General features: G+C 42.2%; 10 protein-coding genes. 3 read left to right on the top strand and 7 right to left on the bottom strand.

The window, feature by feature from the left end:
• Window positions 1–31: 31 nt before the first annotated feature.
• The 5 genes from FUA25_RS06830 to FUA25_RS06810 all read right to left on the bottom strand — a co-directional run bounded on the left by FUA25_RS06830 (window position 32) and on the right by FUA25_RS06810 (window position 17,192).
• On the bottom strand, window positions 32–3,637 hold the full coding sequence (locus FUA25_RS06830; RefSeq protein ID WP_147756155.1) for a T9SS type A sorting domain-containing protein: 3,606 nt from the start codon (window positions 3,635–3,637) through the stop codon (window positions 32–34).
• A gap of 229 nt (window positions 3,638–3,866) precedes the next feature.
• Window positions 3,867–8,909 (bottom strand): fibronectin type III domain-containing protein, encoded by a 5,043-nt coding sequence (locus FUA25_RS06825; protein ID WP_147756154.1) that lies wholly within the window; start codon window positions 8,907–8,909, stop codon window positions 3,867–3,869.
• A 235-nt stretch (window positions 8,910–9,144) separates the two neighbouring features.
• Window positions 9,145–12,006: a T9SS type A sorting domain-containing protein gene (locus FUA25_RS06820; protein WP_147756153.1), complete on the bottom strand. Its 2,862-nt coding sequence runs from the start codon at window positions 12,004–12,006 to the stop codon at window positions 9,145–9,147.
• A gap of 167 nt (window positions 12,007–12,173) precedes the next feature.
• Window positions 12,174–16,817, bottom strand: a complete 4,644-nt coding sequence (dnaE, locus tag FUA25_RS06815; protein WP_147756152.1) for a DNA polymerase III subunit alpha — start codon at window positions 16,815–16,817, stop codon at window positions 12,174–12,176.
• Between the two features lie 162 nt (window positions 16,818–16,979).
• Window positions 16,980–17,192 carry a hypothetical protein gene (locus tag FUA25_RS06810; protein ID WP_147756151.1) on the bottom strand — a complete coding sequence of 71 codons (213 nt, stop codon included), beginning with the start codon at window positions 17,190–17,192 and terminating at the stop codon, window positions 16,980–16,982.
• 269 nt (window positions 17,193–17,461) lie between these two features.
• Between FUA25_RS06810 and FUA25_RS06805 the strand changes: the two genes are divergently transcribed.
• The 3 genes from FUA25_RS06805 to FUA25_RS06795 are packed head-to-tail and all read left to right on the top strand — an operon-like array spanning window position 17,462 to window position 22,315.
• Complete coding sequence (locus FUA25_RS06805) at window positions 17,462–19,534, top strand: thiamine pyrophosphate-dependent enzyme (RefSeq protein ID WP_147756150.1); 2,073 nt, start codon at window positions 17,462–17,464, stop codon at window positions 19,532–19,534.
• 38 nt (window positions 19,535–19,572) lie between these two features.
• Window positions 19,573–20,877 carry a M48 family metalloprotease gene (locus FUA25_RS06800; RefSeq protein WP_147756149.1) on the top strand — a complete coding sequence of 435 codons (1,305 nt, stop codon included), beginning with the start codon at window positions 19,573–19,575 and terminating at the stop codon, window positions 20,875–20,877.
• A gap of 16 nt (window positions 20,878–20,893) precedes the next feature.
• Window positions 20,894–22,315, top strand: coding sequence for a DUF6770 family protein (locus FUA25_RS06795; protein ID WP_147756148.1), 1,422 nt, complete (start codon window positions 20,894–20,896; stop codon window positions 22,313–22,315).
• Between the two features lie 30 nt (window positions 22,316–22,345).
• Here the strand turns inward: FUA25_RS06795 and FUA25_RS06790 are convergent, their stop codons facing one another.
• Both FUA25_RS06790 and FUA25_RS06785 read right to left on the bottom strand, forming a co-directional pair.
• Complete coding sequence (locus FUA25_RS06790) at window positions 22,346–23,347, bottom strand: glycosyltransferase (RefSeq protein ID WP_147756147.1); 1,002 nt, start codon at window positions 23,345–23,347, stop codon at window positions 22,346–22,348.
• Between the two features lie 44 nt (window positions 23,348–23,391).
• Complete coding sequence (locus tag FUA25_RS06785; protein WP_147756146.1) at window positions 23,392–24,564, bottom strand: class I SAM-dependent RNA methyltransferase; 1,173 nt, start codon at window positions 24,562–24,564, stop codon at window positions 23,392–23,394.
• Between the last annotated feature and the right edge of the window lie 141 nt (window positions 24,565–24,705).

Genomic DNA, 24,705 nt, shown 5'->3' with positions numbered 1-24,705 from the left:
GCCGCCTTAAATATAACAAAAGGTTTAAAAATTATTTCTTAATCGCTTTCATTGTTTTTACAGATCCGTCTTTGTATTTAAGGGTTACCAAATACATTCCGGCTGTTAAACTACCTAACTGAAGTTCAGCAGTTGGTTTTGCAATTGTTTTAACCGTTCTCCCTGAAATATCAGTGATTGTTACAGATATAACATCTTTAACATCTGAAATATTTAATACATCATGGAATGGGTTCGGATAAACAGATACCTTTTTTGTCTCTGCACTCACATCAGATGTACCTAATGTACCGGTTGTCGATATGGTATAATAACCAATTTGGTCAGCTGAATAACTGGTCAAATACACGTAATAAGTAGTACCTGCGGTTGCAGTAAATGTAACGGTTGGCGCATTATTATTACCTGAACAACCGGAATCTGCATAACCTACACCTGAGGTATTGGCCACACAAGTCAGTGTACTACAGTCTCCCGTATAGACTCTCATATAAGCATCAAACGCGGTTCCACATGCACTGATCGTAATAGGACCACTTACTTGTGAGGTAACAGTATACCAAACCCCATTATAAGTTGCGGTTGGCGTTGCGCTTCCACATGTTGATGCTGGTAAAGTGTCAGCAGTGGCGAGAGCATTATTTCCAGTAACCGAACCATTAGGAGCGATTGCAATTGCAGTAGCGCACGTATCGTTGGTAGGTACTACGGGCGTTGTGATACAAATCTGGAAATTAGAAGTCGTAGCAGCAGTAGCGCTTACAGAGTAAACTCTCACATAATATGTTTGCCCTATATTCAAGGTTGACAAAAGAACGTTGGAGTTTCCATAAGCTCCGGAGAAACATGCTATCGCAGTAAGGCTTCCACATGTTCCTGAGTAGACCTGTGTTGCTGTGGCGTTATCGCTGTATGCAACATTTACAAGATGAGTGGTTGAAGTTGCAGTGAACGAATACCAAACATCATCATTAATGCCGGTTGCAGCACAGGTTGGTGCTGTCCCAGTACTCGCTGTTGCACTGATTGTAGAACCGCTTACAGGATTACTGCATACGCCGGAACTGCCAACAGTAAGGGACACTGCATTTGCACAATCATCATTGGCTGGTGGGGGTGGTATTGTACCAATACAGATGTTAAAATTATTTGCATAAAGTGTAGTACCATTCGTATTAGAATTATAAACCCTAACATAGTAGGTTTGCCCAGGGGTTAAACCTGAAACTGGAGTGTTAGCAGTGGTACCACAGCCTAAACTTACTAGTGTGCCACAAACCCCGCTAAATACCTGTGTATTCAGGGCGACTGAGGTCGAAGTACCTGCCGCTGTGATGTTTGACAGCATGACCATATGTCCAGTACTGGTTGCGATAAATGAATACCAAACGTCATCATCCGCTGTACCGGCACAAGGCGTAACTGCTAAGCCTGAGTTTGTAGCCGATAATGTAGTTCCTGCGACAGGTGTTACACAATTCAAATCCGGATTAACTGATAAGGTTACAGCATTTGCACAGTTATCATTTACAGGAGCAGCTGGTAAAGTACCGATACAAAGATCAAAAGTACTGGCATAAAAAGTCGCGCCTGAATTGGTATCAGAATTATAAACTCTTACATAATAGGTCTGGCCTACTGTTAAACCATTTAAAAGCGAATAATTCGTATTGGAAGTGATACAGGTTGTGCTGGTTAAACTTCCGCAGGTACCTGAGAAGATCTGAGCATACAAAGATGTTGAGGTTGATGTGCCAACCGAAACCACATTTTTCAACCAAAAAGTATGAGATGTGGCTGTGGCAGTGAAAGAATACCAAACATCATCATCGGGAGTTCCTGAACAAGTACCAACCGGTACACCGGAATTAGTACCACCTAAAGTAGTTCCTGGTGTTACACTTCCGCAATTCATATCAGGATTAACGGTTAGTGAAACAGCATTTGCACAATCGTCGTTTGCTGGTGGTGGTGGTGGCGTACTTATACAAATATTAAAACTTTGGTTTGCTCCCGGACCAGCATAACTGTAAACCCTTACATAATAAGTTTGCCCAGGAGTTAATCCGTTAGCAGTTGCTGATAGTGGATCACTACATAGAACACTTGTCAAGGTTCCGCAAGTGCCACTCAACACCTGAAAATAGGTATCCGTGGAAGTGGATGTACCCGTAGCAACTACATTACTTAAGGTAATCACATGACTTGGGTTGGTAGCAACAAAACTATACCAGACATCATCATCGGGATTTCCAAAACATGGTGAAGCAGCTTGAGATTGTGTTGCACCCAAAGTATTTCCTGGCGTTGTTGTTGTACAAGTCAAAGAAGGATTAACCGTTAAAGCAATCGCATTAGCACAGTTATCATTAGCAGGCGGCACTGCTGATCCGGTTGTGAAATTTCTTTCAGTACAACCTGTGGACGTATTGATGCCGTCATATGAATACACGGTATAAAAATACTGTGTATTTGGACTCAGGTTGGAAGAAAAAGAATATGTGAATACGTTCCCTAAATCTATATTATTTAGAATATTAGTACCTCCTGCTGTTGTTCCTACAGATAATCTATAGCCGGTAGCGCCATTTACTGCAGCCCAGTTTATTGTTGGCATCAAAGAGGTTCCAGTAGCTGCAGTTCCAGGAGAGGAAACCGAAGGGCACGGAATATTGATTGTAGTAAAAGATGTTTCTGTACAGCCAGTAGCATTTCCTACATTATTAGTAGGAATTACTGTCAAATAATAAGCAGTATTGTACATCAGCGGACTTGTTGAAGGAAGCGTATATGAAACCGAATTACCGGCGTTAAAAGAATTTAATACATTAGTTCCTCCTGGTGTTGTTCCTAAATTAATTAAATAACTGGAAGCACCGTTTGCACCATATACACCCGCCCATGAAATTGTTGGAGTTATAGACACTCCAGTTGCGGCATTGGCTGGTGCAGATACAGTAGTACATGCTGGCGCCACAGTCGCAGGCGGCATCGTAACATCAAATGCGATAACAGGTCTTCTACCTTCTCCACTAGCTAGAGTAGCTGTAAAAGCGCCAGTGGTATTCTGATATCTGGTGGTATTTGTTCCCGTTGCGGTATTAACACAAGGACTTCCGTATTCATAGTCCCAAGTAATAGAAGTTGTAGGGCCGGTGGTTTGAACGTATTCCATATACACGGCAAGATTACTTCCAGAAGTGTAAACAAAGCCAGAAGTATGTAAAAATTGCTTAAACCCAGCAGTATTTCCCACTGCAGCAGCAGGATCTGAATTGTAAACCAATGTAGCAGAGGCTATTTCTGTCGCCCAAGTTGGGGCAGTTGGAAAATTAACGGCTGCTGTATTCTTTAAATAAATACTGAATGTGGTACCGGCAGGCAAAGTACCTGCTGCTGCCATTCTTCTGAAATAGGTAGAAGTAATATTTCCACCAGCAATTGCCTGCAGCTGACTTGCTGGGATAATAAAGGCAGTCCGGTTCTTACTATTCGCAGTGGTTACACTGTTCATTGGTCCATAGGTATTGGTTGCGATACCTGTGGAACATTGACTGACAGTAAAATTTTGGGCTACATACATCTGACAAGTCATAAGACCTATCAGAAGTACATAAATTAGTCTGAGTTTTTTCATAAAAAAAAAGTTTAAAATTATGTAACAAAAATACACTTTTATGTGACTTGACAAAGAATTTCATACTATTATAAATATTTTTTATTAAATACATTAAAATGTTATAATATCACTTTACAAATAAACAATTGTTTAAAATATTGCATTTATTCTTTTATTATCATACTATGACTTCCATAAAAAGGCGGCCCAATTGGGCCGCCTTAAATATTAATGAATTAATTAAAAATTACTTCTTAATTGCTTTCATAGTTTTAACTGAGCCGTCTTTGTATTTGAGCGTTACCAAATACATTCCGGCTGTTAAACCACCCAGTTGAAGTTCAGCAGTTGGTTTTGCAATCGTTTTAACCGTTCTTCCTGAAATATCAGTGATGATTACAGAAGTTACATCTTTAACATCTGAAATATTCAATACATCCTGGAATGGGTTAGGATATAATGAAACCTCTTTAGTATTAACTGAAACATTTGCTGTTCCAAGAACAGTGGTCAGATCATATTTAAAATCATCAATTAATACACTGTAAGCAGGAGAACCAGTATGTCTCAGCGCAAGTGTGGTTACACCTGCAGGAACTCCGGTAATAGTTAAGAAGTAATTGTCAACAGCTGTTACACTGGTGGCAGTATAGGTTCCTAAAACAACGAAAGTCGCCGCATCTGTAGGATTGGTCATATAACCCACTTCCACTATCCCACCAGCCGTAAAGTTTGCTCGTCCTTTAAAGGCTAGGCTATAGTTTCCGGTGCTTAAATTGCTTAAAGCAGGTAATTTAACGATAGCAATTTCAGTGGCTGAGTTACCGTACAGATAAAGGTTATTAGGACTGCTCATTACCGTACTTGCCTGAACATACGTATTTGAAGAACCGGCCACAATTTTAGACCAACAAGTTGGAAGAACCTGACCTGTAGCACTTGTCGTATCAAAATTCTCGTACAAAGTGGCAACTTCCACACAGTTAGTGGTAAAGTTAAGAGGTCCGGACCATGAACTTTGATCTGAAGCAGAACAGTTACTTCTGATCCATGCATAATAGGTTGTTGCAGGGTTTAGACCTGTAACAGACGCAGGTGAAACTGCACTCGTTACGGAGTTGGAACTGTTTAATACAGTTGTAGCCGTTGGTGCAGTGTTTACTGTACTGTAATACACCGTGTAGCCATTGGCCGGTACTGTTGTTGAGGCAGTCCATGTAAATCCTGCGGTGGTTGTTCCTGATGCAGAAAGCGCAAAATTAGTAGGCGCTAAACAGGTTGGAGCCGGGGCTATATTTAATGTATAATCAATATAGTTTCCATAAGGAGCCGGACCACAGGAAGTAATTGCGCCTGAATAAGACGAGGCAATTCGCATTCTGTAATTTCCGATAGCCAATGTAGAAGGGATATTGATTGTTCCAGTATTAGTTGCAGCGTATGCAGTTGTGGCAACGATGGTTTCGCCAGTATCAGCAAAATCAAGATCATTGTTCAGATCAACCCAAATGTAGTAATAATAAGTACTTCCTCCTGATGATTTCAGTTGATAATTAAAACTTCCACCAGGGTAACTTGTTACCGAAGTAGCGGTATTATCTACATAAGCAGTGTACGAAGAAACAGTATAGCTGATATTGTTCACTGCACCTGTAGTAGAAACATCATTTAAATAATAAGCGGTTGAACTGCCACCACCTGTTGGAATACAATATCCTGTAACTACAGTTGCAGGTCCTACCCAAACGCTCTGATCTGTTGTGCTGCAATGAGAGCGAACCCAAGCATAATAAGTAGTATTAGATGTTAAACCAGGGATTGTTGCCGATGCAGTAGTTGAAGTTACAGAATTGCTGGCATCCAGAACAGTAGTTGAAGTCGGTGCTGTATTAACAGTACTGTAATAAACATCATAACCACCTGCTGGAGCCGAAGCTGGAGCCGTCCACGCAAGTGAAATAGAATTCAGCGTGGCACCTGAACTGCTCAGTCCGGTTGGTTCCTGACAGGTTGGCGTTACATCAACCGAGATATTATCTACATACAGCCTGTTCATATCGGCAGCGGAATACGCGTTGAAACCGATATAATAAACACCAGTAGTAGAAGGTGTAAAGTCAACAATCACACTGTTGGCGGTTGTTCCGTTCACTACATTTGGGTAATCTGCCAATACAGTTGTCATAGCGGTGTTCACTGCGCTGTTACCATAGGCAACTTTCAGCTTTTCAGGATAAGTAGTACCGCTCGCATTTCCATAAATAAATTTCAAACGGTATGAAGTTCCGCCGGTTAAATTAAGTCCCTGAGTATAGAACCAGGCATTTGCCGGATTTGCTGTATTATAAGTATAATTTAGGACCTTTGTATTAAAACTTCCTGTTGCCGGAGAATATGTAATCCAGTCATTTCCAGTACCGGCATTCTGAATCGTTGTACATGCCGGAAGTGCTGGCGTGGTCACACTTTCAAAATCCTGCGCATATGGAATATTGGTTGCCGTACACAAAGTCGTTGCAGAACCTGCGGTGACCCAAGTACTGAATTGAGTGGTTGAACATTTAGATCTCACCCACACATAATAGGTGGTATTAGCCGATAAACCAGCAATTGTTGCGTTAGTAGAAGTAGAACTTACAGAATTTGTACCATCTAAAACTGTTGTAGAAGTAGGTGCTGTATTCACTGTACTGTAATAAACTTCATACCCTAATGCAGGAGCAGGAGTTGGTGCCGTCCAGGCTACAGCAACTGAGTTTACCGTAGGCCCGTTCACAGCAACTGCTGAAGGTTCCAAACAAGCTGGAGGAGCTACTACATTGAATGTAAAATCAACATAATTTCCATAAGGAGCAGGTCCACAAGCCGTAATTACTCCATTCTCGGATTCGCCAATTCTTACGCGATACGACCCCAGGGCCTGACCAACAGGAATGTTAAATGATCCGGCAGTAGTTGCAGCATATGTAGTAGTTGCTAAAATTGTTTCTCCGACATCAGAAAAGTCCAGATCATTATTCCAGTCAATCCATATATAGAAATAACAGGTCGCAGTTGTAGAACTGGTTATCGCATAGTTTAAAGTTGCCCCTGCGTAACTTGAGAATGAAGTAGCCGTATTATCTGCATAAGCTGCATATGCACTTGCCGAATAGTTTAGATTAGTGGTACCTCCGGTAGTGGTAATCGTTTTTAAATAATAGGTTGTAGAACTAGATCCACCAGTCGGGATACAATAACCTGTATATCCTGCTGCAGGCTGAGCTGTCCAGGTGCTTTTATCAACAGTACTACAGTTTGATCTCACCCAAAAATAATATTGAGTACCTACTGTTAATCCTGGAACTGTAACAGTAGTTGTAGTACTGGTAACAGAATTGGTACTGTTGAGAACTGTTGTAGAAGTAGGTGCAACATTAGAAGTGCTGTAATAGATCTCATAACCATTCGCAGGCGCTGTAGCTGGTGCAGTCCATGATAGATCTATTGAATTTGCCGTTTGACCTGTCACCAGAAGTGAAGTGACAGGGAAACATGTTGGAATTTGTTCCCAAATCACATCATCATAATAATATGATTTTCCGTCTGCCGGATTCATAATCGCAAGACGTGCACCTGCTGGAACCGTAGAAGGTACAACAACAGAGTAATCTGCTCCTGTAGTATAGGTGGTATTTGTTATATTCAGGGTTTGAATATTTACAAAAGTTGAAGCATCTGTTGGGATTGTTACGTAACCCACATTTAATGTTCCTGGTGCAACTCCAACTCTCGCCTTCATTTTCAACCAATGCGTACCGGCATTAATATTACTGAACTCCGGTAACACTACTGTTACAGGGGTCTGAGCTGCGGTTGCAGTCTGGAAAATATTTCTCGTACCCGATGCTGGAGTAGTTGATGAGATGCTTTGAGAACCTGGTGTAGTTGCCGGAACAATTCTTCCCCAACAAAGTGGCACCGCATTTCCGGTAGCATAGCTGTCAAAATTCTCCGTCATCGACGTCAAAGGTGCACAAAGTGTAGCTGCAGTTCCTGACGATGCAGACCATGTTCCAACATCTGTTGTTGAACAGCGAGGTCTAACCCACACATAATAATTAGTTCCTGGCGTTAACCCGGTAATTGTACCGGAATTCGTATTTGTGGTAACTGAATTACTGCTGTTTAAAACCGTTGATGATGTAGGTGCAGTATTTACTGTACTGTAATAAACTTCATAATTTGCTGGAGCGGATGCCGACGCCGTCCAACTCACATTTAATGATGTGGCTGTCGGAGTATTCACCGTAATAGCACTGGTCACCCACAAACATGACTGAGGAGTCCATGTAAATGTCTGGCCTGACGCCGGATAATTAACATTATCTCTGGCAACCGTAGCACTGTTAGAAGTTCCGGCTGTGGTAGCATTCCATGGAGTGGCTGCCGCACCTGTTCTGTTGTTAAAATCCGTACTTACTGTTCCTCTCAAACCAACTTGATTGGTTCGTGAGGTCGTACTGATATTATAAGTTGGTCCGTAAACTGCGGAGATAACATTTGTAGTTTCAGCCAATCTTAACTGGAAATTTAGATGGTTGCTTAATGCAGTTGTTGTACCGTAATCATTATAACCTTTCCATTCTATAACAAATACTCTGTTAGGAGCAGTTCCTTCTGTTGATGTATAGATCTTACCGGTTCCGTAGCGAATTACCGCGGTTGCAGAGCCCGAGGTGGCATTATTCGACATCGTAATAGTACCGGCAACCTGATCAAATGCAGTAACTGTTGTACTGGCAGGTATTCCATTAACGTTATTCAGCAGTTTACCAACTTCAATCCCCTGAAAGGATCCTACATTGGTGATCACATTTGAACCTGTGGTAGTAACTCCGGAGGTGACAAATGCACCCCATAAGTCCCGGTTCATAACACCAATCGCTCCTGCGTATCCTGTGGTGTCAGATATTACCGTACTACTCGTACTTGTGGTCGTGCCAAAGGTAGCCCCCCCGTTAGAATTAACATAAATTGATGTGTAATTAATACCATTAAAATTAAAGCCAAATGGTATGGTGACTGCCCATCCAGATGTATCATTTGTCGTAGCTGTAGTGGCGTCACTCCCTGTAACAACCGTACCGGTAGAAGCAATACTGGTAAATGTACCAACATTTTGCGAAAACGTATAGCCGCTTACCTGGGCATCCAAGCTTTGCACGGCTCCAAACAATGTAAGAACTATAATTCCTACATTTTGTAAACCACGGCGCCAACACCATCGATTTGTGTAAACTTTTTTCATAAAAATGTAAATTTAAAATTAAAATTATGTGTAAAAGTATAAATTTTTATTATACTAAACAATTTTTATTTTTTAACATATTATTTATCGCGATTACATTCAAAATATAGATATTCTGCATAAAAAACTTAAATACTATTTATTTTTTTTATTTTCTCTTTAGGTGTCTTTTAAAGTGGAATAATAAAAAAAAGGCAGCATACTGCTGCCTTAGATTTACTTAACTATGCTGTTTTTATTTTTTAATGGCTTTAAATGATTTCAATGATCCGTCATTATAATGCAGTGTTAATATATATAAGCCCGCTTTAAGGTCGATAAGATTTATTTCCTTATCGGGCTTATTAACCGTTTTAACTTTTCTGCCGGACACATCTGTTATGATTACATACTTAACATTCTTTATGTCTGAAATGTATACAACATCTCCGAAAGGGTTCGGATACATTTTTACCTCATCTTTAGACGCAGCGTTTACTGTGCCCAATATGATACCATTGGTGCTGACAGTGATGGTATAATTGCCTTCCAATTCATCCACAGTCGGATTGTACTGGCCTATGTTAATATAGTAAATCACTCCAATAGTTGTCGCAAACGAAGCGGTTTCTGAAGCACCGGCCGCACCTGCATCTTTATTAATGATACACGAAAGCGATCCGCAGCTTCCGGAATAAATTCCGATCTCCGGATCCCATGCACCTACATTGGTAACATCAACTGTGATGGTTGAACCGTCCCCTATTAAGGTATACCAAACTCCATCATTCATAATTGCTGTACCACAAGATACAAAGCCTGCATTATTCGTGGCTCCACTGGCATCCTGTGTGTTGACATAAGGGGTCAGCACTGTTGTGACCGCATTGATAGCGCCGGAACAAGCGTCATTTGCAGGGAGTGCAGCCGGAGTAGTGATACAGATATTGAAATTATTAGCATATCCTGCTCCGTTGGCATTGTACACTCTTATATAATAAGTTTGCCCTGGAGTAAGGCCATTTAATGATGCGGAAGACACAGAAGATGTATCACAAAGCATACTTGCCAAAGTTCCGCATGCCCCACTGAAAACCTGAAGAGAAAGCGCAGTAGAACTGGTTGTGCCAACAGAAACCACATTGGATAAAGTCACGATATGGGAAGAATTAGCAGCCACAAAGGAATACCATACATCATCGTTAGGTGTTCCTGTACAAGGAGCGACCGCTATACCGGAATCTGTAGCATTAAGTGTACTTCCTGAAATAGCGGATGTACAGGTGCTGGTTCCGCTTACTGTCAGACTGGTCGCGGTGGAACATTCATCATTTAAAGGTGTGGTAGGGGTAATGATGCAGATACTGAATGTATTGGCAGCTGCAGATCCCGCAACACTGTTATATACCCGTACATAATAAGTTTGGCCAACTGTTAGACCAGTCAGAACTGTTGGGGTTGTATAACTTGTATCGCAGGTTACACTTGAAAGCGTTCCGCAGGAGCCGCTCATTACCTGCAGATAAAGTGACGTAGAACTTGTTGTGCCAACAGACACGACATTGTATATAAGGACAGTATGGGCAGTAGAAGTCGCCACGAATGAATACCACACATCATCATCAGCAGTACCGGTACAAGGAGCTATTGCCACACCGGAATCGGTAGCCGATAAAGTGGTTCCTGATACAGGGGAAGCACACAGAGAAGTATTGCTTGGAACCAGTGTAACAGCATTTACACAATTATCATTTGCGGGAGGCGGAGGCGGAGTTGTAACACAGATAGTGAAACTTGCACTTGCTCCTGCCACAGCTACTGTATAAACCCTCACATAATAGGTTTGCCCAACTGTTAAACCGGTAACCATATTCGCATTGGGATCAGAGCAGAGCACACTCGTAAGAGCTCCACATGATCCGCTCAGTACCTGGAAGTACATGTCTGTTGTTGAAGTAACTCCCGTAGAGACAATATTGGATAAGGTAATGACATGTGAAGGTGATGTTGCCACAAACGAGTACCAAACATCATCATTTGAGACTCCGGTACAAGGTGTTGCAGCTAAAGATTCTGTAGCACCCAAAGTATTTCCAGCGGCTGAGCTTCCGGTGGCACATACATCATTGGAATTTACCGTTAAAGCGACTGCATTTGAACATTCATCATTAGCCGGAATCGCAGGTGTAGCAAAAGAAATTTCAGTACAGCCTGTTGCATCCCCAATTGCATTGGTAGGGACAACTCTGGCATAATAAGTAGTTGAAGGTGAAAGACCTGCTAATGCATAAGTGGTTACGTTTCCGACATTGGTTCCGTTAACCACATCACTTCCTCCCGGAGTTGTGCCGATAAATACTTTATAACCTGTTACAAATGCCACCGCATTCCAGGCAAGTGCATTTCCGTTCACTACATTGGTGGCTCCTGCTGTTGGAGACGTAATAGTCGTACACCCCGGCGCAGTGGTTGAAGCAACATCAAAAGCGATAAAAGGCCTCCTGTAATTGGATGAAGGCAGTGCACCCGTGAAAGCACCTGTGGTATTTTCGTATTTTGTAGTATTACTATTCGACGTATTTACACAGGGGCCTACATATTCATATTGCCAGTAAATATTGGTAGCTTGTGCTGTTGTCTGGGTATATTCTACAAAAACAGCCAGATTACTGCCTGCAGTATAATTGAAACTTACCGTATGCACAAACTGCTTATATCCTGCATTACTTCCAACAGCTGTTTGGGGATTTGAATCGTACACTAAGGTAGCAGTACTGGTTTCTGTGGCCCAATCTGGTGAAGTTGCACCAAAATCTACCGCAGCAGTGTTTTTAAGATAAATTTTAAAAGTAGTATCTGCATTGAGTGATCCGGTAGCGGTAGCCCGGCGGAAATAGGTCGAGGTAATATTTCCGCCGGCCATTGCTGTTAATTGTGATGCTGGAATGATAAAAGCCGTGCGGTTTTTGTCATTTGCCGTGGTACTGCTCCGCATTGCAGAATACGTCATGTTGTCCACATTACTGGAACACGTTGCTACAGTAAAATTTTGCGCGTAACTGAACTGATAAGGAATAATACCTATCAGAAGAACTAAAAATAATAGAGTTCGTTTCATATTAATTTAATTAAGTATTATAAAGTAAAATTAATAATATTTTTTACAATTATATAACTTAACAAAATAAAATCAACATTCTGGATATTAATAATTTTTACATTTTATAGAAAAGGCATGAAAAAGGCAGCTTTAAAAGCTGCCATTATTAATAATATGATTATATATTAATTCAGAAATATCTCATACTTGTTCATTTCGTTGAAAACCTCAAGTAAATTTCCATTCACATCAATGGAAGTCTGAATGCTCATGAGTTCCACGTGGCTTTCCTCATCACTGTTTTTGACGAAGAAATTCAGTTTTTGGTCACCACCGGCTTTGCCCAGGAGATTTTGCCTGAAGAAATCAAGATCTTCTTTTCTGAGATCCTGCAGATCCACCACCACGGTCATGCTTTTGGCAAATTGTTCGAATGCCTCTTTAAGTTCGATAACATCAGTAATATTTACGAAAACACGTCCGTCTTTCGCAATCGAAAATTTGAGCTTGAAGATCAGAAAACGCTGCACATCAATCTTATCCCGTAGCCGGAGGTAATCGCGGTCGCCCAAACGGAAGGAGTAGCTGCCGGAATAATCTTCAAGGCTGATGAACGCAATTTTTTCACCACTGTTCCGCCCGTCTTTTACAGTGTATTCTGAAACGAGTCCGGCCACCATATATTCCTTGGAATTGGCGTTGAATTTCTGCTTGTCCTTATAGTCTTTGATCTCCTCAAAAAGTCTCACCTGTTCCGGCCCGAAATTTTTATCCCGGAACGCATCAATCTCATCAAGGTTCAGGAAATTAAAATTGCCTTTTGCTTCAACATTTCTTGACGGTTCTTCCATAATTTCGCCTTCCTCATCCACCATCAGATCAATGACCTCTTCGGCATCCTCATCGGCATCCACCTCTACCGGGATCACCACTTTTTCCAGCGGAAGGACTTCCTCTTCTTTCCGGCTTTCCAGAATGTTTTTACGGCTCAGGGCCCCCTGAATAAACTGATACTGGTATTTAAATTCATCCAATGGATGCGCCGAAAGATAGAATCCAATGATTTCCTTCTCCTTGTTGAGTTTATACATATTCGGCCATTCGGGCGCGGAATTGATTTTGGGCGGTTCAATTTTCACCTCATCAGCAAAATCCGCAAAAAGAGAATTCTCGATCTCGTTTTTACTGTCTTGAAAGCTTTGGCCGTAACGCAGCAGTCTTTCCAGATTGGTTCTTCCGGCATTGTCGATTTCAAAATACTGGGCCCGGTGATAACGGTCAACCTCATCAAAAGCTCCGGCAATCACAAGACTCTCTGCTACCCTTTTGTTCATTTGTCCCGAAGGTATTTTTTCAAAAAAGTCGTAAATATTCGCGTACCGTTCTGCTTTTCTGGCATTCACAATGGCTTCACTCGGACCTTCACCGATTCCTTTGATGGCGCCGAGCCCGAAACGGATCTGCCCTTTGCTGTTCACCGCAAATTCGTACTGCGACTCATTTACATCGGGTCCGAGCACATCCACTCCAATATTCTTGCAGTCTTCCATAAACATGGTGATCTGTTTGGTATTGTTGAGGTTGTTGGTCATGACACTCGACATATATTCTGCCGGATAATTTGCTTTAAGATAAGCGGTATGATACGCAATCAGCGCATAACACGTCGAGTGGGATTTGTTAAAGGCATATTCGGCAAACGCCTCCCAGTCTTTCCAGATTTTATTGAGTTTGTCAACATCGAGACGATTTTTTTCACCGCCTTCGAGAAATTTCGGGTACATTTTATCCAAAGTCGGGCGGTCTTTTTTCCCCATCGCTTTACGCAGCGTATCGGCTTCACCTTTCGTAAAATTGGCCAGTTTCTGCGACAGCAACATTACCTGTTCCTGGTAGACGGTGATTCCGTAGGTTTCCTTCAGGTATTCCTCGGTTTCAGGAAGGTCATATACAATTTCTTCGAGCCCATGCTTTCGGTTGATGAAATTCGGAATGTATTTGATCGGTCCCGGACGGTACAGCGCGTTCATGGCAATCAGATCGGCAAAAACGGTGGGTTTCAGTTCCCGCATGTACTTCTGCATCCCCGCACTCTCGTACTGGAAAATCCCAACGGTCTTTCCATCTTTAAAAAGCTGATAGGTCTTGGCATCATCCAGCGGAATGTTATCTGGATTGATTTCAATTCCGTGTCTTTCTTTAATAAGTTTGATGGCGTGTTTGATGATTGTTAAAGTCCGGAGTCCCAGAAAATCCATTTTCAGCAGACCTGCATATTCTGCCACGGAATTGTCGAACTGCGAAACCAGAATATCAGCATCTTTCGACGCAATTGTAATCGGAACCAAATTCGAAATATCTTCGGGGGTGATGATAACTCCGCACGCATGGATTCCCGTATTTCTGATGCAGCCTTCCATCCTTTGAGCGGCTGAAAGCACTTCATATCGTGCGTCTTTTGGATTCTGCAAAATATCTTTCATCTCCTGCGCCAGAACTTTATCTTCGGGACTCAGTTTGTCGAATTTCGAAAAAGCTTTCGCGATATTCATTCCGGGCGTTGAGGGAATCAGTTTTGCGATATTGTTGGTTTCCGCAATGGAGACATCCAGAACTCTTCCGGCATCCTTGATCGCCGATTTTCCACCCAAAACTGAATAGGTTATGATTTGCGCCACATTGTTTTTTCCGTATTTCTCAACTACCCATTTAATGATTTTATCGCGGCCCTCATCATCAAAATCGATGTCGATATCGGGCATGGAAATACGTTCAGGATTCAGAAAACGCTCAAATAGCAGGTCATATGCGATTGGATCCACGTTCGTGATTCCGATACAGAACGCAACAGCAGAACCAGCCGCAGAACCCCTTCCCGGCCCTACCCAAACGCCCATTTTTCTGGCTTCGTTGCAGAAATCCTGAACGATCAGAAAGTACCCGGGATAGCCTGTCTTTGCGATAACCTGGAGCTCAAAATCCAGCCGGTCCCTGATCTCATCGGTAATTTCAGCATATTTTTTCTTGGCGCCTTCGTAGGTCAGATGTCTTAAATAGGCATTTTCTCCACGTTTTCCGCCATCGGTTTTGTCTTCGGCACTTAAAAACTCTTCTGGAATCCCGAATTCCGGAAGCAAAACATCGCGTTTTAAAGTGTACGCTTCAAATTTCTGAAGAAATTCCGTGTAGGCTTCAAACGCATCCGGAAACTGGATGAATGCCTGTTTCAGTTCGTCGGCATTTTTAATGTAAAATTCATTCGAAGGCAGACCTCTTCTTTTGCCGAAACCTTTTCCTACTGGCGAAGAAAGTTTTTCCCCGTCTTTGATGCAGTACAGGATATCCTGAATATTGGCATCGGATTTTTCAGTATAAAAGGTCTCGTTCTGAGCCAGGATTTTCACGTCGTATTTTTCAGCAAACTCCAGCAGGACCTGATTCAGATGTTCTTCTTCATCTACCGCATGGTTCTGGATCTGCACATAAAAATCATCGGCAAATGTTTCACTCCACCATCTGAAGACCTCCTCCCCTTTCTGTTCCCCGAATTCCAGCACTGTATTCGGAATATCGCCGTAAGTTCCTGCCGTCAGAGCAATCAGATCTTCTTTATATTCCGCGATCATTTTTTTGGAAATCCGCGGTACGCCGAAGTAAAATCCGTTTACATAACCAAGACTCGATAGTTTTGCGAGGTTTTTATACCCGTTGAAATTTTTTGCAAGCAGAACTACATTCGTCCGCCGGTCCGGATCGTCTTTCGTAAACTGTTTCTGTTCCGGGCGGTCAGAAATATAGAATTCGCAGCCGATAACAGGAATGAGTGGTTCTTTACGGGGTTCCATTTCCTTGAAAGCGGTTCCTTCTTCTTCGAATTTTTTCTTTTTTTCTGAATATTCCTGATAGGTTTTAATAATATTTCCGTTGGTTTTTTCCACTTCAGAGACAAACTTAAAGGCGCCCATCATGTTTCCGAGATCTACAAGTCCGACGGCTGAAAAATTGTTTTGCAGTGCCTTGCTGATGAGTTCGTTGATGTGGGTTGATGCCTGCAGTGAAGAATAAATGCTGTGGTTGTGAAAATTGAAATAATCGCCAATTTCTATTTCATCGGAATCGCCAAAATCAATTTTTTTCTTCTTTTTCGAAGCGGCAACCTGCCTGCGGATGATGATTCCAAACGGCGCGAAAGGATTCGGGTGGGTACTGATAAATTCCTGCAGTTCGGGTTCTGTAATCCGGAGTTTTTCGGCAGGAATAATCCCGATCCGCGCCATTTCGAAAAAGACCTGCGCCGTGGCATTCACATCGGCTGCGGCGTTGTGGGCTTCATCGAATTTCTGGCCGTAGAGTTTTTCGTAGAGTTCCTCGAGTTTCGGAGATTTATATCTGCCGTTTTTTCCGCCCCCCAACTGGCAGTATTCGGTTCCCAGTTCCATGGTATCGGCAGACGGAATTTGCTGTAAAGTATTATCGACAAATTTGCGGTGAAATTCGGCGCCGGCAATCTTGTAATCGAAATCGATATTGTGACCGGCAACGACTTCGGCTTTTCTTAAAACCTGCTGAAATTCTTCCAGAACTTCCGTCAGGTCACGGCCTTCTTCCCTCGCCATTTTGGTGGAAATTCCATGAATCCGCGTCGCGTTAAAAGGGATATCATACCCTTCAGGTTTAATGATGTAATCCTGGTTTTCGAGCAGGTTACCGTCGCGGTCATGTAGCTGCCATGCAATCTGAACCATACGGGGCCAGTTGTCGGAATCGGTGAGCGGAGCGTTGAAATTTTTAGGTAATCCTGTGGTTTCGGTGTCGAAAATCAAATACATGGAGCGGAAGAATTTTGGTAAAATTAGTAGAAAATTTGCTAAAAATTTGCATTCTACCTGATTTTATCTTCAGCAAAAAAAAACAGCCTTATGTAAATAACATAAAGGGATAATATTGAGTAAATGTTCAATATTGCTTAAGCAGACACCGTATTTTACATCCTAATTGCAGGTCACACGGTATTCATATTCTTCCTTACGGGTGTTGCCGTTCGGAAGAATCTCTGTAGTTTCTACTCCAGGATCTATTACCGCACCATTCATAGCACAGTCATTGCTGCTGATTTTCTGAGCCAATCCTGTACCGTTCCAGCTAGTAGTTGCTACTACCACATCAGTTGTTCCCTGATATTCAACAGTACGCTCCCACCGCAACTTAGAACAGTCGCAATCTGTGGTCGAATTACTGCAAGCCATAAGAATCATCGATGAGAAAATAAGAAGATATTTCATAATGTGATATTTTTAAAGTTAAGTGTACTATATTCCATTTTTGTTAGCAAAAAACTGACCATCTGTAAAATATTCCAAAAAAAAATGCAAATAATAAAACTTCGTTACGAATTTTTGAAAATAGCTAACATGGGATCCAAATGAGTGGTGCTTTATCACTCTTTTCTTAAAAAATATTATCTTTGCTCTCTATGGAAATTACGACACAGGAAAAAGTTTCACAGGATGTTTTACTGAAGGCTTTCAACCACATGATGCTGGCAAAAGCGATGGCCGATATTTATGAGGAAAACCGTGGCATTACCAAATATGTGCACAGCACATCGCGCGGTCACGAAGCCATTCAGCTGGCCACCGCCTATCAGCTGACAAATGAAGACTGGGTTTCACCATATTACCGCGACGAAAGTCTGCTCCTGGGAATAGGTTTTGAACCTTACCGGTTGATGCTGCAGCTTCTGGCGAAAGCCGACGATCCTTTTTCCGGCGGACGTTCGTATTATTCTCATCCTTCGAGTCTCGAAGCAAACCTTCCGAAAATCATCCATCAGAGTTCCGCAACCGGAATGCAGGCCATCCCTACTACGGGTGTCGCACAGGGAATCAAATATATTCAGGAATTCAACTTAAAGACTTACGAGAAAAATCCCGTGGTCGTGTGCAGTTTTGGCGACAATTCGGTGACCGAAGGCGAAGTTTCGGAAGCTTTTCAGTTTGCAGCGCTTCATCAGCTGCCGATTATTTTCCTAATTCAGGACAATGAATGGGGAATTTCGGTAACGAAAGAAGAAGCGAGAACCTCCGACGCTTATGATTTTGCCGCAGGATTTGTCGGACTGAACAGAATGCGCGTAGACGGCACCGATTTCGTGGAAAGTTATGACGCCATGAAAAAAGCAGTGGACTTTGTAAGAACCGAAAGAAAACCACTTTTGGTGTGCGCCAAAACCGTTCTGATTGGCCATCATACTTCCGGAGTCCGCAGAGAATTTTACCGTGACGATGAAGATCTCGTAAAACACCGCGCAAAAGATCCCGGAACTATTTTAAGAAACTATTTACTGGAAGGTGGTGTTGATGAGGATCTTTTGAAACAGATCACCAAAAAAGCCAGAATTGAGGCAGAAGAAGCCTTTGAAAAAGCAGTCAATGCTGAAGATCCAAAGCCGGAAACGGTAGAAAACCATGTCTTCGCTCCCACTCCGGTTACCGAAGAAAAAGGGGTACGCGAACCTGAAGGTGCCGAAAAAATTGTAATGGTGGATGCTGCCATTCATGCGATTCAGGAAATCATGTGGAAACACCCGGAAGCCTTACTTTACGGTCAGGATGTTGGAGAAAGAATTGGTGGTGTATTCCGGGAGACGGTAACTTTAGGCCAGAAATTCGGAAAGAAAAGGGTCTTCAACACCCCGATTCAGGAAGCTTATATCATCGGCTCCACCGTTGGGATGAGTGCCGTCGGACTGAAACCGATCGTTGAAGTTCAATTTGCGGACTATATTTATCCCGGAATCAACCAGTTGATTACCGAAATTTCAAAATCATGTTATCTTTCCCAGGGAAAATTCCCGGTTAGCAATATCATCCGCGTTCCAATCGGCGCTTACGGCGGCGGCGGACCTTACCACAGCGGAAGCGTGGAGAGTATTTTAGCCAATATCAAAGGAATCAAGATCGCGTATCCGAGCAATGCAGCCGACTTCAAAGGGTTGCTGAAAGCGGCCTATTACGATCCGAATCCGGTGGTGATGCTGGAACACAAGGGTTTGTACTGGAGCAAGGTTCCGGGAACCGAAGACGCCAAAACCATAGAACCGGATGAAGATTATATCCTGCCGTTCGGAAAAGGAAATATCATCTTAAAAGCCAGCGAAACGGAAACCGAAAAAGGCAGGACTTTGGTCATTGTTACTTACGGGATGGGCGTTTTCTGGGCAAAAGAAGCGGCAAAAAACTTTGAAGGAAGAATTGAGATCATCGATCTGCGTACGCTGATTCCCCTGGATGAAAAACTCGTTTTCGAAAGAGTGAAAATCCACGGAAAATGCATCGTTCTTACCGAAGAGCAGCTTCAGAACTCTTTCGCAGAAGCATTTGCTCACCGGATTTCCAAAAACTGTTTTGCGTATCTGGATGCCGCTGTTGAGGCTGTAGGATCTTTAAATTTGCCTGCTGTGCCGATTAATCTGGTTCTGGAAAAAGAAATGCTCCCGAACGCTGAAAAACTTTCCCAAAAAATTTCTGCGCTGTTTTCAAATTAATTCTATATTTATGTCCGACATAAATATAGAGGCATTTGATGAAAAAATATTTTTTTGTTCTGGCAGTTTCCCTTTTCACTGCGGGATTTTCTCAGAACTACAAACCAGCAGACACCACTTACAGCCCGGTAAAACTCAAAACCTTTCAGGTTTTTTTGGAGACGAGCAATGAGAATTTAGGGAAGGACCTGAAGGCACTGAACCTGAAGAATAAAAGCACCGTTTCCGATATCACTTCGAGCAGAAAGAAAATGTTTGCTGAAATGATCAAGGAAAAGACCTTTTTCTTTGATGAGCCCACGGAAAAATACATTCAGGGACTTATGGACAGAATTGTTCAGAAAAACAGCCTGAAAATTGCTCCTCAGAAAGTGCTGCTGAGCCGTGAAACGAGTCCGAATGCGCTAAGTCTCGGAGATGGACTGTACATTTTTAATACTTCCATTGTTAATAAAATGGAAAGCGAGGACGAAATTTCCTATATCCTTTCTCACGAACTGAGCCATTATATTCTGAAACACCTTCAGCGTTCACTGGTGAAAAATGACGAGCTTAAAAATTCGGCAGATTTCAAGGCCCGCGTGAAAGAGATCAGAAAAACCAGGAATACCGGTATCCAGAAAGGGCTCTCCCTGATGAAGGATTATCAGTATTTCGACAAAAAAAATTCCAGAAAACAGGAAATAGAAGCAGATTCTCTGGCGTTTATCCTCTTTAAAAATGTGGCCAAAGACCCCGCAAACGCAGCCGTTGCACTCTCAAAACTGGATTCGGTTTCACCGATTGAAATTGCAAATCTCCAGAAGGATGACTACCGTAAATTTTTTGATACACCCTCACAGAAATTTAAAGAAGAATGGCTTGAAATTTATGGCGAGAATACCTATAATTATTCCAAATCCAAAGTAAATTCGCTCGGAATCAACAGCGATTCCATTTCCACCCATCCTGAAATCACCGAAAGAATTGCACTGCTCAGTAAAAAAAGCGGGGCTGTTAACACGCAGTCTGTTTCGGGAGTGACTCCGGAATTTCAGGCTTTCAAAAATAAAATGCTGAACGAAACGCTTTTCTCCTATTTCGTACAGAAGGAATACGGGCGCGGGCTTTACTTTGCCCTTCAGGTACAGAAAAAGGATCCCGGAAATGAATTTGCCGGAAAAATGCGCGGCTTTTTTCTGGAAAACCTCGCTGATGCCCGTAAAAATCACACTTACAAACGTTATGTAGACGATGTAAATGTCCAGAAACAGTCCGATTCCTATACCCGATTTTTGGCCGTACTCGAGAATCTTTCCACTTCGGAGCTGGAAAAGCTTGCCCAACATTATAAAAACAACTAAAAACCATTAAATTCCCATGAGAAAATTTTTCATTCTATTCCTGTGTGCTTTTTTCAGCATTCAGACCTACAGCCAGCGTGTTTATCCAGTCTTCAACAGCAGCGGCGAAACATTTGGCTATTCCAGTTTCAGTTTGGTAGGTAAAGAAGCCAATAAAGAGATGTCAGTTCAGATGGAACTGAAGGATATCAATCTGAATAAAATCAATGATGTAGTGATGAAGTTCGCCCGGACTACTTATAATTACAGTGTAGTTTACAATAAAAAGTCTGTTCTCATCCTTGGCTGGCCTTATATGGGCGGACTGATGCCTGGAAACGCCCAGTATTATATTTATGATCTTACTGCAAACAAACTTTCAGAAAGAATGAGCTTTCCAAAAGCCTTCGACAGGACAAAGTATATCAACCGCGTTAAACCGGTGGACGATAGCGGATTTCTTTTTGTGATTTCAAACAATAAAAGTGACCAGATCGATCTGGTAGCAGTAGATCAGTCCAACAAACAGCTTTGGGCATCCACGCTTACCAATACGGTGAATGGAAAGAAAAAAGACATTCTTTTTGATGAACTGGATGTGGATAATGATCTTGCTGTGGCAACCTATGTTGACAATGAAGACGGGAAAAGAGCGCAGTACGGCCTGGTGTTTATCAACTCGAAAAACGGGAATGAACTCAGCCGCGTTTTGTTGGATGACGCCAGCTACCGTTACCAAAGCAACCAGCTGATCATGAAGAATGACAAAGTATACGTTTTCGGCGATCTCTACAATGAAGGCAAAAAATTCAACGGCCTGAACACCGGAATATTTATGGTGACTACAGACCGAACCGGAAACAATATTGTGAAAAAGAATCTGCAGTGGACCGACCTTAAAGGCAAACTCGACATCGATGAAAAAGGATGGGTTGAAAAAACCGGATATATTTATACCCACACCTTCATCATCGACGATGCGAGCGGACACATCCTAATGCCCGGTGAATTTTTCAAAGGCACTCTCAACGGTGTGAACATTTCAGATTTGGTCATCCTTGATTTTAATAAAGATTTCGATCTTCAAAACGTAAAAAACTTCGATAAAAAATTAACCTCGTTTTCGATGAACAGTTTCAAAACCGGTTCCTCCAGAAAATACGGTGAATTTCTCAACAATGCAGGATATTTTGATTATCAGTTCCACAACAAACTTGACCGCAACAAAGGAACCGTCATTTATTACCTGGATGTTGAGAAAGAAATGGGAATGTTCAGCAAAGGGAAATATGCTTACGGAACCATTGCCTACATCAACGGAGAATGGAGTCGGGACAAGATTAACTTCACGAGCAAAAACCCTATGGGGCTGCTTCCTTCCAAACCCGGCTATGTGATGCTGTATGAGGAAGTGCAGGGAAGTGCACCGGAAATGAGAATTGAGAAAATCAATTATTAAATAAAAAAGCACTGAAGATCAGTGCTTTTTTTAATTTTTATGGAAGTGTTTCGGAAAAGCTTCATCAGGTTTCATCCTCAGAATATTCAGCATAAACCATGATTTAAGAAATCCGTATCCGTAGGAAAACATCTGGATATAGGTCGAAATAATCGCCATGGAAGCAATGCTGATGTTTTTGGTCTGATACAGTGCATGGAAAAATATCAAAAAAGTATAAAGACCGTAAAGCGCAAGAATAAATCCGTTGCCGAGGACAAAATATTCCGTAAATCCTAAAATATAACCGATCAGAAACAGCGAAGGAAAAGCGAAAGAAATCTTCACATAATTCGGATGCCGCTGATTGAGGATCGGTCTTGCGCAGCCAAACTGATAGACTTGTTTCGAGAATTTACCGAAATCAACCCTGCGTTTATGATACACCCCGATATTATCGAAAAACTCCGTTGTAAAACCGTTTTCCCAAAGGGTCATAGAAAGATCCGGATCTTCGCCGATGCGCATTTCTGAAAATCCACCCACTTTTTCGAATGCTGATTTGCGGACACCCATATTGAAACTCCGTGGCTGGAATCTGGTCACGGCTTTTTTACTCCCGCGGATTCCACCGGTCGTAAAAACCGAGGTCATGGAATAGGAAATCGCCTTCTGCATCAGGTTAAATCCTTTGTGGGCCTTGTCGGCTCCACCGAAGGCGTCGCAACTGGAAGTTTCGAGATTTTTTTTGATGTTCTGAATATAATCGTTCTCCACAATCACGTCGGAATCTACAAAAACCAGCCAGTCATTTTTTGCTCTCCGTGCGCCGTAATTTCTGGACAAACCAGGCCCTGAATTGTCTTTCCGAAAGAACTCAATGTTCAGACTCTCAGAAAAGAGTTCAATCGTCGGTCTCAAATCGATCATCGAACCGTCATCTACAATAATCACTTCAAAATCCTTATCGGTTTGACGGGACAGTGAACTGAGCAGCTCGAAAAGTTCGTCTCTGCGGTTGTAGATGGCGATGATGATGGAAATCGAATTCAATGAGATAATGTGTTAATGAGATAATTTGAAGAGAGGTATGCGCCTTATTCGGGATCCCTGTTCTCCAGTTTATGAATTTTCTTTGTGCCTTCATACATTTCGAACTGCAAGAATCTGCATTCCAGTTTTCCGTTGAAGAGTTTTATTCTTCGCGAAGGTCTTAATCCTACTTTTTTGGAAGCATCAAGATCCGAAGAAATGAGCCAGGCCAAAGTATTCGGATAATTTTTCTTGAACGTATCCCCTATTTTTTTGTAAAAGTCATCATCGGTAATTTCCAGTCTTTCGTCGTACGGTGGATTGAAGACCATCATGAGCGGGAAAAGTTCTTTTTTCGATTCGAAGAAATCCTGACGCCTTACTTCAATCACATCTTCCATTTCCGCGGCTTCAATATTGAGATGGGCCGCATTCAGCATATCCGGATCCAGATCATAGCCTACTATTTTTCCCGTAAATTCTTTTACGCGCTCAATTCGGGTTTCTTTTATTTTCAGGAAAAGTTCTTCATCATAATTCTTCCAGTTTTGGAACGCGAACTTTTTTCGGAAAATCTGCGCCGGTAAATCCAAAGCCACCATTGCAGCTTCGATCAATAGTGTTCCTGAACCACACATCGGGTCCAGGAAATTTCCTTTTCCGTCCCAGCCTGCAAGCTGCAGCATTCCGGCTGCCAGAACTTCGTTGATGGGGGCATCTCCCTGTTCCCTTCGGTAACCTCTTTTGAAAAGAGGATCGCCGCAGGAATCAAGCGAAATAGTTACGAGCTCACGGTCGATGTGAAGGTGGAATTTAATATCCGGATCGCGCGCATCAACATCGGGACGTGTTCTGTACTTGAATTTGAAATAATCCACAATCGCATCCTTCATTTTCTGGGACATGAACTGCGAATGGGTAAAACGGTCGGAATACACAGTCGCGTCGATGGCAAAAGTCTGATCCACGCGCATATAATCATCCCACGGAAAGGCAAAAAGTTTATCGTAGAAACGGTTTTCGTCCCAAGCCTTAAACGTGAGCAAAGGAATCATGATTTTAAGTGCCGTCCGCGTTGAATAATTGATTTTATAAAGAAAACCGAGGTCGCCTTCGCAGTTTACCGCGCGGTTTTTGATTTCCACATTTTTTCCGCCAAGTTTTCTGATTTCTTCGGCTAAAACTTCTTCCAGACCGAAAAAAGTCTTGATCTGTATCTGTAAATTTTCTGTATCCATAATATTTTTAAACCGCAAAGACATCAAAGACACTGATTAATAGTAAGGGAACAGCAGAAAAACATAATTTTCACGCTTCTGACCCGTGTTGATGAAGAAATCTTGTGACTTTGTGGTTTAGCAAATGCAAATTTAGTTATT

The organism is Chryseobacterium sp. (assembly GCF_008014695.1).
In the GTDB taxonomy this organism is placed as follows: Bacteria; Bacteroidota; Bacteroidia; order Flavobacteriales; family Weeksellaceae; genus Kaistella.
Note: the sequence above shows the minus strand (reverse complement) of the source record. Positions and strands in the feature narration are given on the sequence as shown.